At 71.9% G+C, this 14,444-nt stretch carries 12 protein-coding genes; 3 read left to right on the forward strand and 9 right to left on the reverse strand.

The features are described from left to right. Nucleotides 1–62 precede the first annotated feature (62 nt). On the forward strand, nt 63–1,169 hold the full coding sequence (locus AC0ZLC_RS15170; RefSeq protein ID WP_476752464.1) for a pyridoxal-phosphate dependent enzyme: 1,107 nt from the start codon (nt 63–65) through the stop codon (nt 1,167–1,169). 170 nt (nt 1,170–1,339) lie between these two features. Here AC0ZLC_RS15170 and AC0ZLC_RS15175 read toward each other — a convergent pair whose 3' ends face one another. Then, entirely contained in the window at nt 1,340–1,780 is a 441-nt protein-coding gene (locus AC0ZLC_RS15175) for a MarR family winged helix-turn-helix transcriptional regulator (RefSeq protein ID WP_358850273.1), read from the reverse strand. Between the two features lie 125 nt (nt 1,781–1,905). On the opposite strand from AC0ZLC_RS15175, the gene AC0ZLC_RS15180 reads away from it, so the two are divergent. Next, nucleotides 1,906–2,910 carry an SMP-30/gluconolactonase/LRE family protein gene (locus AC0ZLC_RS15180; RefSeq protein WP_476752465.1) on the forward strand — a complete coding sequence of 335 codons (1,005 nt, stop codon included), beginning with the start codon at nt 1,906–1,908 and terminating at the stop codon, nt 2,908–2,910. Nucleotides 2,911–2,932: 22 nt separating this feature from the next. Here AC0ZLC_RS15180 and AC0ZLC_RS15185 read toward each other — a convergent pair whose 3' ends face one another. From AC0ZLC_RS15185 to AC0ZLC_RS15210, 6 genes are all read right to left on the reverse strand, one after another. Next, nucleotides 2,933–5,395, reverse strand: coding sequence for a DEAD/DEAH box helicase (locus AC0ZLC_RS15185; RefSeq protein WP_476752466.1), 2,463 nt, complete (start codon nt 5,393–5,395; stop codon nt 2,933–2,935). Nucleotides 5,396–5,581: 186 nt separating this feature from the next. Beyond that, complete coding sequence (locus AC0ZLC_RS15190; protein ID WP_476752467.1) at nt 5,582–6,625, reverse strand: isopenicillin N synthase family dioxygenase; 1,044 nt, start codon at nt 6,623–6,625, stop codon at nt 5,582–5,584. Nucleotides 6,626–6,828: 203 nt separating this feature from the next. Continuing rightward, on the reverse strand, nt 6,829–7,719 hold the full coding sequence (mmuM, locus tag AC0ZLC_RS15195) for a homocysteine S-methyltransferase (RefSeq protein ID WP_476752468.1): 891 nt from the start codon (nt 7,717–7,719) through the stop codon (nt 6,829–6,831). 11 nt (nt 7,720–7,730) lie between these two features. Continuing rightward, nucleotides 7,731–8,480 (reverse strand): amino acid ABC transporter ATP-binding protein, encoded by a 750-nt coding sequence (locus tag AC0ZLC_RS15200; RefSeq protein WP_476752590.1) that lies wholly within the window; start codon nt 8,478–8,480, stop codon nt 7,731–7,733. After that, nucleotides 8,480–9,307 carry an amino acid ABC transporter permease gene (locus tag AC0ZLC_RS15205; RefSeq protein WP_476752591.1) on the reverse strand — a complete coding sequence of 276 codons (828 nt, stop codon included), beginning with the start codon at nt 9,305–9,307 and terminating at the stop codon, nt 8,480–8,482. Before AC0ZLC_RS15205 ends, AC0ZLC_RS15200 begins: the two co-directional genes overlap by 1 nt. Continuing rightward, the gene (locus tag AC0ZLC_RS15210) at nt 9,307–10,209 is read right to left on the reverse strand and encodes an ABC transporter substrate-binding protein (protein WP_476752469.1); all 903 of its coding nucleotides are present in this window, start codon (nt 10,207–10,209) and stop codon (nt 9,307–9,309) included. Before AC0ZLC_RS15210 ends, AC0ZLC_RS15205 begins: the two co-directional genes overlap by 1 nt. A 181-nt stretch (nt 10,210–10,390) precedes the next feature. Here AC0ZLC_RS15210 and AC0ZLC_RS15215 point away from each other — a divergent pair, with 181 nt between their 5' ends. Next, a complete protein-coding gene (locus tag AC0ZLC_RS15215) occupies nt 10,391–11,212 on the forward strand; it encodes an IclR family transcriptional regulator (protein WP_476752470.1) in 822 nt (273 codons plus the stop codon). 9 nt (nt 11,213–11,221) lie between these two features. Here the strand turns inward: AC0ZLC_RS15215 and AC0ZLC_RS15220 are convergent, their stop codons facing one another. Continuing rightward, the gene (locus AC0ZLC_RS15220) at nt 11,222–11,971 is read right to left on the reverse strand and encodes an IclR family transcriptional regulator domain-containing protein (RefSeq protein ID WP_476752471.1); all 750 of its coding nucleotides are present in this window, start codon (nt 11,969–11,971) and stop codon (nt 11,222–11,224) included. Between the two features lie 802 nt (nt 11,972–12,773). Next, a complete protein-coding gene (locus tag AC0ZLC_RS15225; protein ID WP_476752472.1) occupies nt 12,774–13,931 on the reverse strand; it encodes a tyrosine-type recombinase/integrase in 1,158 nt (385 codons plus the stop codon). Between the last annotated feature and the right edge of the window lie 513 nt (nt 13,932–14,444).

A 14,444-nucleotide genomic window follows, 5' to 3' on the forward strand; every position in this document is an offset into this window, starting at 1 on the left:
ACGCGAGTGCCATATGCCTGTCATGACAGACCGTCACCAATGGGCCGATCTAACCTGCGTCCATGACACCCTTGCCGGATTGTTTCTGCCCCGCGGACGGCACACGCGTCCCCGCCGGCTCGCTCGCCTGGCGCTGCCCGGCCTGCGGCGGTCCGCTGGACCTGGACTTCTCCCCGACGCCCGCCTCACTCACGTCCCTGTCCGGGCGCGTGAATTCACTCTGGCGGTACGCGGAGTGCCTGCCGCTCGCCGCGCCCACGGTCAGCCTCGGCGAGGGCCGCACCCCCCTGGTGCCGCTGCGCGACGGCATCTCGGCCAAGCTCGACTTCCTGATGCCGACACTGTCCTTCAAGGACCGCGGCGCGGTGCTGCTCGCCGAGCTCGCACTGCGGCTGCGGCCCCGCCGGGTGGTCGCCGACAGCAGCGGCAACGCGGGCACGGCGATCGCCGCGTACTGCGCACGGGCCGCGCTGCCGTGCACGGTGTACGTCCCCGCGGGCACCTCGCCGAAGAAGCTGGAGCAGATCGAGGCGCACGGGGCGCGCCTGCACGTGGTGGACGGCGACCGCGAGTACACGGCGGCTGCTGTGCGGGAGGCGGCGGACGACCCGGAGACGTTCTACGCCTCCCACGTCTTCAACCCGTACTTCCTGCACGGCACGAAGACCTACGTCCACGAGCTGTGGGAGGCCCTCGACGGGCGGCTCCCGGACATCCTCGTCGTCCCCGTCGGCAACGGCACGCTGCTCCTCGGCGCGGCCCTCGCCGTCGCGGAGCTGCACGCCGCCGGGTTCATCGGCCGGCGGCCCGCCCTGTACGCGGTCCAGGCGGCCGCGGTGGCTCCGCTGGCCCACGCCTGGGCCGAGGGCGCCGACGACCTGGTCGGGGTCACGGCCGCGGCGCCCACCTTCGCGGAGGGCATCGCGATCCCCCGGCCGGCACGCGCCCGCCAGATCCTGCGGGCGGTACGGGAGTCGGGCGGCACGTTCCTCACGGTGACGGAGGACCAGATCCGGCACGCGCAGACGGACCTGGCGTCGCGGGGACTGTTCGTCGAGTCGACGGGGGTCGCGTGCTGGGCGGCCGTACGGGAGGAGCAGCTCGGGGAGCGCACGGCGGTGGTGCCGTTGTGCGGGGCGGGGGTGAAGACGGGGCTGGCCCGGGGGTAGCGGCTCACGGGAGGGCGGACGGAGGTTCGCAGCCCGGGCGGCCGGGGCGAGCACGTCGGCGCCAAGCGGCCCGGCGCGGGGTACGCGGCGGCGCATCCGCGCCGAAACGTCGGTCGCGTCCGCGCCGTGGGTGGGCCCTGAGAACTCCGGCGTCACCCCGGCCGGGGTTCTCAGGGCCGTTCGTCTTCGAGGAGGCCGACGCAGCGGCCCAGCAGGGCGACGAGTGCCGTGCGCTCCTCGTCCGTGAACTCCGCGGCCAGCGCCCGCTCGACCCGCACCGCCCGCGCGTCCGCGTCGGCCAGGACGGCCCGGCCCTCGTCGGTGAGACGCGTCTCCAGCACGTTGCGGTGCCACTCGTGCGGCGTGCGCTCGATGAGGCCGCGGTCCTGGAGGTTCTTCAGGACCGTGTTCATCGTCGGCGGGGTGACCCCGCACAGGCGGGCCAGCGCCGCGGCCGAGATGCCGGCGTTCGCGCCGAGGTGGAGCAGGGCCGCGTACTGCGCGACGGTCAGGCCGGCCGGCTTGAGGACGGCGGTCTTGGTCGCGTTGAGAGCCTGCTCGGCCCGCTTGATGTGGGAGCCGAGCCGCTCGGCCGCGGGCATGGACGTCATGACCGCATCGTATCGACCACTCGATGCTGAGCCTTCTCGCGCACATAAATACCTTGACGAGCATTAGAGCCCTAATCTAACTTCGTACCCGTTCATCGCTCAGACGCCGACCGAGAGGCACCGTCGTGTCCCGTCCGATTCAGCGCCGCACCTTCCTGACCGCCGCCGCCCTGACGGCCGCGGCGACCGCGTTCACCGCACCGCCCGTGGCCGGCGCCGCGGCCCGCACCGCCGCCCCGCCCCGCGTCACCACCGCGTACGAGCTTCCGGGCGACCGCGTGTACCCCGAGGGCATCGCCGCTGACCCGCGGACGGGCGACCTCTACGTAGGCTCGTACACCACGGGAGCCGTCTACCGCGCGACACCCGGCCGCCGTACGGCCGAGGTCTTCCTGCCCGGCGGCACGGACGGCCGCACCACCGCCAACGGGCTGAAGGCCGACCGCGCGGGACGGCTCTGGGTGACCGACTCGACGTCCGGCGTGGACGTCTACGACCTGCGCACCCGCGCCCTGCTGGCCCGCTTCGACGTGCCCGGCGACGCCCCCCGGTTCGTCAACGACCTGGCGATCACACCGGACGGCAGCGCGTACCTGACGGACAGCGTGCGCGAGGTCGTCTACCGCGTGACGCCGGCCGAGCTGGCCCGAACGGCCGCGCACGGCGGCCGGTCGGCACTGACCACCGCGTACGACCTCGGCGGTGTCCTCGCCCCGCATCCGCCCGGCACCTTCACCCTGAACGGCATCGTCGCCACCGGCCACTACCTGCTCACGGTCGACATGACCGCGGGCGCCCTGTACCGCGTCGACCTCGCCACCGGCGGCATACGCCCCGTCACGCTGTCCGGCGGCGACCTGGTGAACGGCGACGGACTGGAACTGGTCCGCGGCACCCTGTGGGCCGCCCACAACGCGACCGACACGATCACCCGCTGGCGGCTCTCGCGCGACGGCACCGCGGCCCGCCTGGAACGCAGGGTCACCGACACCGCCCTCTGCATCCCGACCACCCTCGTGCGGCACGGCGGGCGCACGCTCGTCGTCCGGTCGCAGTTCGACAAGGGCGGACCGATGGGGCCGGGGACACCCCGGACCCCGTTCACGGTGGCCCAGGTGCACGGCATCTGACGCCGCCTCGGCCGCCGGCGCGTCAGGTGCGGGCGGCGGCGGCCAGCCGCTGCTGCTCCTCCTCCACGAGACGGCGGGCGAGCCGGCCGTCCGACACGTCGACCGCGTCCGGGGTCGCCTCCGCCACGTCGCTGCGGCGCGCGTAGGCGTCGAACAGCCGGTCCTTGTTCTTCAGGATCTCCAGCAGCCGCTCGTCCACGCTGTCCGCGGCGAGGAGGCGGTGCACCTGGACCGTGCGGACCTGGCCCATGCGGTGCGCGCGGGCCACGGCCTGGTGCTCCAGGGTCGGCTTGACCTGCGGCTCGCAGAGGATCACCACGGACGCCGCCTGGAGGTTGAGGCCGACCCCGCCCGCCTCGATCTGGCAGAGCAGCACCGCGTGCCCGTCGGCCGCCGCGAACGCGTCGACCAGAAGCTGGCGGCGGGCGGCGGGCACCGATCCGCAGATCGGCCCGAACACGCGCTCGCCGAGGGCCTGGTGGACGGTGCCGAGCACGTCCCGGAAGTACGAGAACACGACCACCTTCAGTCCGTTCTCCGCCGCCTCCGTCACCAGCTCGCGCAGCCGCTGGAGCTTGGCGGACTGCTCCGCGTCGGCGTACGCGGCCCGGCGCATCGCCATGAAGTTCCCCGCCTCGACCGCTCTGCGGTAGGCGTCCTGGTCCGCCGCGCCGAACTCCTCCCACTCGTCGACCTCGACGAGCGCGGGCAGTTCGGTGAGAACGTCCTGCTGGTTGCGGCGGAGGTAGGCGGGGGCGACCGACCTGCGGAACGCGTGCGGGCCCGCGACCGCGTCGCTGCCGTGGATCCCGGGCACCAGCTCGGGACGGAGGTGGCGCACGAGGCTGCGGAACTCCCCGACCCGGTTCTCCATCGGCGTGCCCGTCAGGAACAGGACCCGGTCGCAGTGCGCGGTCCAGACGGCGACGGCTCTGGCCCGGCGGGTTTCCGGATTCTTCACGTAGTGCGCCTCGTCGACGACGAGCAGGCCGGGCGGGGAGCCGGGTACGGGGGCCGCGGGCGCCGCGTCGGAGGCCGTGGCCTGCCGCACCGCGCCGAGTGCCGTGATCGCCCGCGCCGGACCGGGTGCCGTGGCCGCCCGCGCCACATCGGGTGCCGTGGCCCGCGCCGCTTCGGGTTTCGTGGTGCGCCGCGCTCTGCCGGGAGCCGGGACCCGTCGCGGTCCGCCGGGGGCCGGGACCGTGGTCTTCGCCGCGGCGTCCGGCCGGGGCAGGGTGTGCAGGACGTCGAAGGTGGTGACAGCGACGCCGCCGCGCTCGCACCACTCGGCGTACGCGTCCTGCCGGTCGGGGCCGTGCACCGGCAGGGCCCGCAGGGTGCTGCGGGAGCGGATCTCGCGCGTCCAGTTGATCAGCACGCTCGCGGGGCACACCACCAGGAAGTGGCTGTGCCCCTCCGTCGCGAGGTGGGCCAGCGCGGCGATGGCCTGCACCGTCTTGCCGAGCCCCATCTCGTCACCGAGCACGACCCGGCGCTGGGCCAGGGCGAAACGGGCACCGAAGGACTGGTAGCCGCGCAGCGACACCCGGAGGTGGGTGTCGTCGAGCGCCTGCGCGTGCACCCGTTCGGCGACCTCCGACGGCAGGAAACCCTCCGCGGCCGCGACGTCGGGTGCCTGGTCCGACACCTCGGCGAGCTGGCTGTAGTAGTCGGCGGAGCGCAGCTCGAAGTCGACCCACGCCTCGATGTCGGAGGCCGGTTCGCGCAGCAGGTCCGCGGAGGCCTGGGCGAGCAGCAGCCGCAGGCCGCGTGCCCTCGCGTCGGCCGTCAGCTCGCGCAGCTCGGTCATCGCCGCGGCCGCGCTCTCGCGCCCGTGGCGTCCGGCGAACGCCATGCGCAGCCGCCCGGCGGCCGGACGGGCCGCGGGCAGCAGTGCGCCGAGCCGCTCGTCCAGCCGCCCGGCGGCGTCCACGGCGCGCCGCAGCTCCGGGCCGGCCTCGACGAGCCTGCGCAGCGCGACGACGAGGGCGGCGGTCCGCGGCTCGGGACGGTCCACGTCGATGCGCACGGAGACGGTCTCCTCGACCGCCCGGGCGATCTGGCGGGCGGCGGCGAGCGCCTGGTCGGCGGTCTGGGCGCCGACTCCGGGGATCTGCCGCAGTTCGTAGCGGCTCGCCTCGTGCACCGCCCGGACCGAGCCGAGACCGGCCGCCTCGATCGCCGCGAGCCGCAGCCGGCCCTCGGTGACGTCCTTGAGCCGGGAGACGGGGATGGACTCCAGCTCCCCGGCGACGAGTTCGGCCCGGAGCGGCTCGAGCGCCGCCCGTACGGCTTCCCGTGCGCGGGTGTGGTCGGCGAGGACGGTGCGCGCCGCGTCGTACAGCCGCCCGCCCTCCGCGAGCAGGTCCCGGGCCCTGCGCCCCACGGGCGGTTCCTCCGGCCGTGGGTCCCCGGCCCGCTCCCGCGTACCGCTCGCGCCCGGCACCGCGGATGCCCCGCCCGCCGTCCCGCCGCCACCCGCCATGACGCCCCTCGTGTGCTCGCCGCCCGCGCTGCCCGCCCGGATCCGCGCAGTCTTCCACGGAGGACTGACAACGGGGACGACATCGGGGGCCGGGGGCGGAAGGCTCGGGGGTCGGAGGGCTCGGCGAGTACGCGGAGGCGGGCATTCCGCGCGCGGCGTCATAGGCCCGGCGTCGCTCACGCCCTCCTACGACGGCTGCCCCTGACGATCACTCACCAGCCGCCCCGACGACGGGTCGACAGCGGCTGGCGATATCTCCATTGCCGGGTGGTGCTTCCTCACGACCTCGGGGTGGGCGCGGGCCCATCCCTTGAGTTCGTTCCAGCCGAACTCCGCGAACAACGGGTTGCCCGGGTCCTGGGTGACGCCTCTCGCGTCCGCCGCGTGGGGGAAGGGAAGGCGGGCGATGCGGGCGTCCAGCCGTGGGTTGTAGAAGAACGGGGCGGAGAAGCGTTCGCGGGCACCGGGCGGGGAGACCACGCGGTGGTTGGTCGCCCTGAGGTAGCCGTTGGTCGCCACTTCCAGCAGTTCGCCCAGGTTCACCACGAACGCACCCGGCAGGTGGGGCACGTCGATGAACCCGGCCCCGTCGGGCGACTCCACCTGCAGGCCGGGCACTTCGTCGGTGAGCAGCAGGGTGAGGAAGCCGTAGTCCTTGTGCGTGCCCACTCCCTGGTCGTCCCCCTCCGGGGCCCGGCCCGGGTAGCGGACGAGTTTCAGGTGGTTGCGCGGGTTGCCCGCGAAGGCGTCGTCGTAGAAGTCGGCGGGGCCGCCGACAGCGGCGAGCAGTTGGTGCAGCAGCCGGTGAGCGACTCCGCTGAGGCGGTCCATCCAGGCGAGCGTGACCTCGCGCAGCGCGGGCAGGGCGTCCGGCCACTGGTTCGGGCCTTCCAGCCACCAGTACGGCGGCTCACCGGGTCCGGGTACGTGGGCGGGCAGCTCGTTGCTGATGTCGAGCTGGTCTCGCCAGTCGCGGCGGCCCTGGGTCTGCTCGTTGCCGATCCGCGTGTAGCCGCGAAAGTGCGGGGAGTTGAGGTTGTCGACGGTGTGTCGTTCAACCTCCGGCAGGGCGAAGAACCCGCGCGCCGTGTCCAGTAGGCGGGCCTGCTCAGCAGGGGTGACGCCGTGGCCGACGAGTTGGAAGAAGCCGACGTCACGGGCGGCCCGGTGGAGTGCGTCGCGGTCGGGGGCGGAGAGGTCGATCACCGGGAGGGAGGCGGGCTGCGACATGAATGGCGTTCCTTGAGACGAGGCGGCTGCGAGAGGTGGGTGGTCAGCGGTCGTGCGTGCGAGAGGAGATGGTGGTGACGCGGATCAGGTCCACGTGCCGGCGGCGGGCGAGCAACGGCACGCGGCAAGCCGTGAGCCGCCGTCCTGCGGGCACGGCTCCTGCGGGCACGGCTCCTGCGGGCACGACGGGCACGGCTCGGCCTTCAGCCGACTTCGTCGGAAGGGCGCAGGCGGACGGCCAGCTCCCTGATCCCGGCGGGGCCCACCCGGCAGCAGCCGCCGACCAGCGCCGCGCCGGCGGCGAGCCAGGAGGGGGCCAGGTCCGAGATCTCGTCCTCCGCGCCCTGCCAGCTCCGGGCCTGCGGATCCCAGACGCCGCCACCGTTCGGGTAGGCGACGCCAGGCAGACCGGCGGTCAGGGCGAGGGCCGGGGCGACCTCGGCGGCCGGGGCGCAGTTGACGCCCGTGGCGAGGACCGCGGCGCTGCTCCGGGCCAGAGCGAATGCTTCCACCAGGGGCTGACCCGCACTCGTGGTCGTCCCCCGGATGCTGTAGGCGAGCCAGGCCGGGATGCCCAGGCCGTCGAGGACGGTCAGTACGGCCTCGGCCTCCCGTATGTCGGGGATCGTCTCGACGGCGAAGACGTCGGGGCCCGCCTCGGCCAGGCTCTCCAGCCGGGGACGGTGGAAGCGCGTCAGCTCGGCCACGGTGAGGCCGTAGTCGCCGCGGTATTCGGAGCCGTCGGCCAGCATCGCGCCGTAGGGGCCCACCGATGCCGCGACCCAGCCTCTCCCGGCGGCTGCCTCGCGGGCCAGAGTCACACTGCGTCGCAGCAACATGCCGGTCTCGGCCCGGGAGATGCCCAGTCGGGCGAAGCCCTCGTACGTGGCCTGGTAGCTCGCGGTGATGGCGACCTGCGCGCCCGCCTCGAAGTAGGCCCGGTGGACGGCCGCGATCGCCTCGGGGGCGTCGCGCAGCAGACGGGCGGACCACAGCACGTCGCCGAGGTCATGGCCCTGGGCCTCCAGCTCGTTGGACATGCCGCCGTCCAGGACGAGCGGTCCGGCGGCCAGGGCGTCACGGAAGGTCTTCACGGCACTCCTGGTCACAGCACTCTCGCTACGAAGTCGCGGGTTCGGGGGTGGTCCGGGGCAGTGAGAATCCGGGCCGGCGGCCCGGACTCCAGCACGCGGCCGTCGTCGAAGAAGACGAGCTCGTCGGCGACCTCGCGGGCGAAGGCCAGTTCGTGGGTGACCACGAGCATCGTCATGCCGTCGGCGGCGAGGCCCCGCATGACGTCCAGGACCTCGCCGACGAGTTCCGGGTCGAGCGCCGAGGTCGGCTCGTCGAACAGCATCAGCTTCGGCCGCATCGCCAGGGCGCGGGCGATGGCCACCCGCTGCTGTTGGCCGCCGGACAGCTGGGCGGGGTAGGCGTCCCGCCGGTCGGCGAGGCCGACCCGGTCCAGCAGTGCCATCGCCTCGTCGGTGGCCTCGGCCCGGGATCGTCCCGCGCCGACCGGTCCCTCGGTGATGTTCCCGAGTGCCGTCAGGTGCGGGAACAGGTGGAAGCGCTGGAAGACCATGCCGATCCGGCGCCGCTGCCGGGCGAGGTCGCGACGGCGCAGCTCGCGCAGCCCGCGTCCGTGCGGCTCGTACCCGATCGGCGAGCCGTCCACCAGGATGCGACCGCCGTCGGGCCGCTCCAGGTGGTTGACGCACCGCAGGAAGGTGGACTTCCCGGACCCGGACGGGCCGATCACGCAGGTGACCGTGGCGCGTGGCACGGACAGATCCACACCGCGCAGGACTTCGTGTCCGGCGAACGATTTACGGACCCCGGTGGCCTGGACCATCATCGGCGGCTGCCCTTCGCGAAGTGACGTTCGAGGTAGTACTGGCCGAGGTTGAGGAGGGTGGTGACCGCCAGGTACCAGATGCAGGCGACGATCAGAAGCGGGATCGTCTCGTAGGTGCGGGCGTACACGATCTGCACGGAGTACAGCAGTTCGGCATAGGCCAGCACGCTCACCAAAGACGTCGTCTTGAGCATGGAGATGGTCTCGTTGCCGACCGGCGGGATGATGACCCGCATCGCCTGGGGCAGGATGATGCGGCGCAGCGTCCTGGCCCGCGACAGGCCCAGCGACTCGGCGGCCTCGGTCTGCCCGTGGTCGACGGAGACGATGCCGGCCCGGATGATCTCGGCGAGGTAGGCGGCCTCGTTGAGGCCGAGGCCGAGCAGGGCCGCCGCGTAGGTGGTGATGACGGCGTTCGCCGGTACGTCACCGATCGCCGGCAGGAACGGCAGGTGCAGCGACAGCGTCGGGTACAGCGCGGAGATGAAGCCCCAGAACAGCAGCTGGACCAGCAGCGGCGTGCCCCGGAAGAGCCAGATGTACAGCCAGCTGACCGTGCGGGCGACGGTGTGGTCCGACAGGCGCATGAGTGCCAGCGCGACCCCCAGTACGAGCCCGATCGCCATGGCGGCGACGGTGAGTTCGAGGGTGGCCAGCAGTCCGCTCAGCACGGTCCGGCTGAACAGCCACGCGCCGACCGTTCCCCATTCGAAGCGCGGGTTGGTGACCAGCGACCGGACCAGGGCCGAGGCCAGGAGCAGGACCACGAGGGTCAGGACCCACTGGCCGGGCCGCCTGCGGCGGAGGATCGGCAACTCCTCCATCACGAGGCCGCGTTTATCTCGAACGTGTCGAGCGCCCCGGACTCCAGGCCCCACTTGGCGAGAACGCTTCCATAGCCGCCGGTCGTCCTGAGGTGTTCCAGGGCAGACTTCAGCAGGCCGGTCAGCTCGCTGTTCTTGGGAACCGCTATGCCGAAGGGCGCGTTGCCGTAGGACGAGCCGGCGACCTCGAGCTTGCCGTCGGACTGCTTGGCGGCGTACGCGGCGACCGGGGAGTCGGCCAGGGCGGCGGCGGCCCGGCCGCTGGTGACGGCGAGGTTCACGGAGGTGCCGTCCGGGAAGGTGCTGACCTTGATCGGTGTTTTGCAGCTCTTCTGCCGGGCCGGCAGGTCCACCAGCGCCTGGGTGGATCCCTTCGCGACGGCCACGGTCCGGCCGCACAGCGAGTCGCCCTTGGGTTTGAGCGCCTCGGGGTTGCCGGCCGGGGCCAGCAGCGATGTGCCCGCGTCGAAGTAGGTGACGAGGTCGACCACCTTCTCCCGCTCGGCGGTGTCCGTGAACGAGGAGAGGCCGAGCTGGTACTTGCCCGCCTGCAGCCCCGGGATGATCGAGTCGAAGGGCACGTTGGCGAAGGTGACCTTGACGCCGAGGACGGTGCCGAGCGCCTTGCCGAGGTCGGCCTCGGCGCCGATCACCGTCTTGTTGTCGGAGTCGAAGAAGTCCATGGGCGGGTAGCTGACGTCGCTGGCGATCGTGATGCCGCTCGCCTTCAGCGCGGCCGGGACCTTGGCTGCGAGTGCGGGGTCCGTCGCGATCGCGGCGCCGGCGGAGGGGGTGTCGGGCGACTCGCCGGCCGGTGCGGCGGACGATCCGGAGGGGTCGGCGCAGCCCGCCAGGAAGAGCGTCGCGATGCCGAGAAGTACGAGCGGGCGCAGAGCGGACAAGGGGACTCCTGAGGGGCCTGACGTTCCGGTGGATTGAGGGGAGCGTAATGCCGGTTGCAAAATAATCAAGCCCAGTTGCTCATCCTGCACGCGCACCTTCATGAGACTGAAATGTCGCCGCAATGAACCGAGCGGCAGAGCGCCCGGGAGCCCCACGGACCGGCGCTATGCTCGGCCCGCGATGACCACCGACAGCAGCCTGAAGCGCGGCCTTGCCGTACTCCGCCTCTTCGCCGAACACCCGCCGCGGGACCCCCGCGGACACACCGCCGCCGAGGTCGCCGACCTGCTGGGCCGGGAGCGCAGTCACGTCTCCCGCGTCCTGCGCAGCCTCGAAGCCGCCCGGTTCCTACGCCGTGATCCCGCCTCGCTCCGCTACTCCGTCGCCTGGGAGCTGTACGCACGGGCCCAGCAGGTCACGGAGGCACGGCTGCGGCGGGACGGCCGCACCGCGCTGGAGGGTGTCGCGGCCGACACCGGGGAGTGCTCCTACCTGGGAGTCCTGCGGGGCGCCAGCTCCGTCACGATCATGGAGGCGATGCCGCCGGCCCTGTCCTCGTTCGTGTCCTGGATGGGCCGCGGCTATCCCGCCTACTGCAGTGACGCCGGGCAGGCCCTGCTGTTCGACGCCGGCCGCGCCGAGATCGAGGCCGTCTTCGCCCGCACGGCCTTCGTCCGGCACGGCCCCAACACCCCGGCCGACCTGGACGACTTCCTGGCCCGCCTCAACACGGCCCGGCAGCGCGGGTACACGATCGTCGACCAGGAGGCCGAGCCCGGCCTGTACTCACTCGCCGCCCCGGTCAGGGACTTCCGGGGCGAGATAGTCGCCGCCGTCCAGGTCGTCGGCCCCCGCCGCCGCCTGGAGCCCGGCACGGCGGCCTGCGCCGAGTCGGTGGTCCGCTGGAGCGCCTGGCTGACCGCCGCTCTGCGCTCGGCGGAGCCGGACTCGGACCCGGACCCGGACTCGGACTCGGACTCGGACCGAGGCTCCGGAGACTGAGACTGAGACTCAGCCCAGCAGGGACGCCAGTTGCGCGGCCGCGTCACCGACCGCCGCGACGAGCTCGTCCCGGTCGTCCCTGGCCGCCGCATGCGGCACGACCACGCTCACCGCCGCCACGACGGCGCCGCGCGGGTCCCGTACCGGCGCGGCGATCTCCAGCACGTCCTCGTCGTACTCGCTCTCGCACACCGCGACCCCGTGCGCGGCGTCGGCGGCGACCCGCACCAGCAGATCGTCCAGCGAGCGGGGTGCGTACGGACCACCCGCCCCGATGAAGTCCTCGCCGCCCAGCAACTCGGCGACCTCCTCCCGGGAGTGGCCGAACAGCAGCGCCCGCCCGGCCCCGGTGCACCAGACCGGCGTCAGCCGCCCCGCCCGCGCCCAGGCGAACTCGGCCCACGCGGCCAGTTCGGCCCGCACCGAGAGCACCATCGCCCCACAGAGCACGTCCACGTACGCGCACGCCCCGAACCGGACCACCAGCTCCCGCAGCAGCGCCCGGCTCCGCACCCCCCACGGACCGCCCTCCCCCGCGACGGCCAGCAGCTCTGCCCCGGCACGAAACTCGTGGCCTTCCCGGGCGAGCACACCGGAGGCGACGAGATCCCTCAGCAGCCGCGACGTCTGCCCCTTGTCCAGCCCGCTCTCCTCGGCGAGCCGGACCACACCGGGCCCCCCGCGCGGGTCGAGCTCCCCGCGGACCACGCGCTCCACCAGTGCGAGCCCTCGAGGCAGCGCCCCCATCACCACGTCCATCCGCCGGATGCTACCGGCCGAGGGCGATCACAGCGGGCGGCTCACACCCGGTCCTGGCCGACCAGGAAAGCCGCCCCGACGGCGAACGCCTCTCGGCAGAACGGTCCGGTGCGCTCGTGGAGACCAACGTCAAATGAGGACATCGGCCAGCGACAGCGCCCGGTGAAACCCAGCGTTCAGCGCCAGCGCCTGGATCGCGAGCGCCCGCTCGAACTCTCGTCGTTGCACGGCAAGCAGTCGAAACCGCGGAGCGGTGTACGCAGACGCAGCGCCTCGGGCCTTCCGCGCGCCGAATTACTCGGTCGGGGCGCACACCGCCAGGAGCCGTCACGGCCCAGCGCGTCCAGCCGGGCCCGCACCGCCGGTTTGCCCCGGCGGGCCGGGGCGGACTTGTCGATGAGGTAGCTCCTCCTCACGCCGCCGAAGTCCTGCCGTCGCGCTTCAGCGAACCGTCCGGATTTTTTGCGGCCCGGTCTGCGCCCGGACTTCCGCGAACGCGTCCTCGACTCGCCCTCGTCAATGGCATCGAACAGCTCCCGGCGCAGCCGCAGCCTGCTTGTATGTCCCGAGAGCACCTGGATCAGGGGCTGGAGCACAGCGCCGGATGATGACGAGAGGTCAGCCATCCCAGCACCATCCCAGCCGGAGAAAACACAACGGGCCCGACTCCGAAGAGCCGGACCCTTCCTGACCTGCATGTTTGCCAGATCGGCGATGTGATGCTGCCAAGTGACGCACTACACGTTGAAGCGGAATCCGTAGTACAGAGCTCCCACCTGCGGAAACGCGGGTTTCGCAAGGGTCATCCCAGCACCATCCCAGCACGGGCGTTCCATCCCAGCACCGTGCAGGCTAAACGGCCCCTCGTACACCTACGCGGCTCGGGCGCTGCCGCTCGAGCTCCCTCCTCTGCCGGGCGGGACGTCGCGTCTGGGGATACAGGCCGCATGGCGCGCTGCAGAACATCCCGGCAGCGATCCCAGGCGCTGGGCAGCAGATGCCCATAGATGTCGACTGTCGTCTTGACCGAACGGTGCCCCAGCCAGCGCGAGACCTCGTGGATTGGCACACCGTTGGTCAGGGCCGTGGATGCGAAGAAGTGCCGCAGGCTACGAGGCGTGTACTTGGCATTGCCGTCCAGATCCACAAGGCCAGCCGAGAGGCATGCCTTCTTGAACTGGTAACCGTAGGACGCGATGGACGGCATCACGCCAGCGCCAGGCTGACGTGGAGCAAAGAAGGTCTCAAGCCGAATCCGTTTCCCCTTCTGCCCAGTGAAGACGACGGGCACCGACTTCCACTTCAGAAGGTGCGCGTCGATCTCCTGCTCAACGAAGAGGGCGGTTGGGACGTCTCGGCACTCCTTCTCCAGCCGATGCTTGAGCGGCACGAAGGGTGTTTGGCAGTCCTCACGGTGCGCCTTGGCACTGACCTGCCATCGAATCCTGACGTAGCCAGGCCGCCTGCACTCGGCAGAGAAGGCCAGGGCTTCGCTGGGGCGCTGGCCTGTGCCGGACTGAAGGTAGACAGTGAGGCGGAAGCGCGGCGCGATGTGCGCAGCGATCAGATCGACCTCGGCTGACGTTGGAACTTCGTCCTCGTCCACCGCCAGCGCATCCCTGCGGGAGATCCGGACACCCCTGGCTGGGTTCTCTGTGATGCGCTTGTCCACGACGGCCGCCTCCATGATGGCGGCCACCATCACCATGCGGTCATTCACTGTCGATGCAGCCAGCCCTGCACCGCCTCGGTAGATGTCCTTGATGAACTTCTCAAAGTCCCGCCGTGCCAGCCCAGCCAGGGACTTACAACCGAGGCGCGGCACGAGATGGTTGTGGACGAACCCTTCGTAGTTGCGGCGGGTCGCCTCACCGACAACTCGTCGCTCCAGCCACTCCCCGGCCCAGACCGACAAGGACATGGCGCCGCGCACAGGATCGACGCAGACGCGAGCCTTCATACCCTTCTCCACACCAGCGGCGAAGGCGTCCGCACCGTCCAGGCCGATCCTCCGCGGAAACGACTTCTCCCTCTGCCGGCCCCGTCGTCCGCCCGGCTCCCGGTACCGCACGGTCCATGCGTGACCGCAGCGTGGACGCACGCACGGATAGTTTCGATCCCGGGTGTCCCCCTTGCACCTCTGAAAGACGCTCGCCATCCATGCTCCTTGCTATCTGACCCAGCACTGAAGATCGGTGCCCCTCCCTCCCAACCAGACCAGACATTCGCCGCTAATCCACCTCTTTCGGCGAACCTCCAAGCCCTATCTGTGCTGCCGCTCACGGCGGCCGCCAGGATGGAGGCGTCTTGAACGGAGTGGAGCACTCCACCCTGAGCTGCGTCGCCAGCTAGAGCGCGAGCAGAGACGAACCAAGTAGGTAGTGGCCGAATCCATTAGTGACGACCTTGCGCCGATGCGACGGATGTGGCGTAGATCTGTACGAGACTGAACCACGACGGACGTCTCCCTGAT

The sequence above is a fragment of the Streptomyces sp. GLSS-08 genome (genome assembly GCF_056387915.1).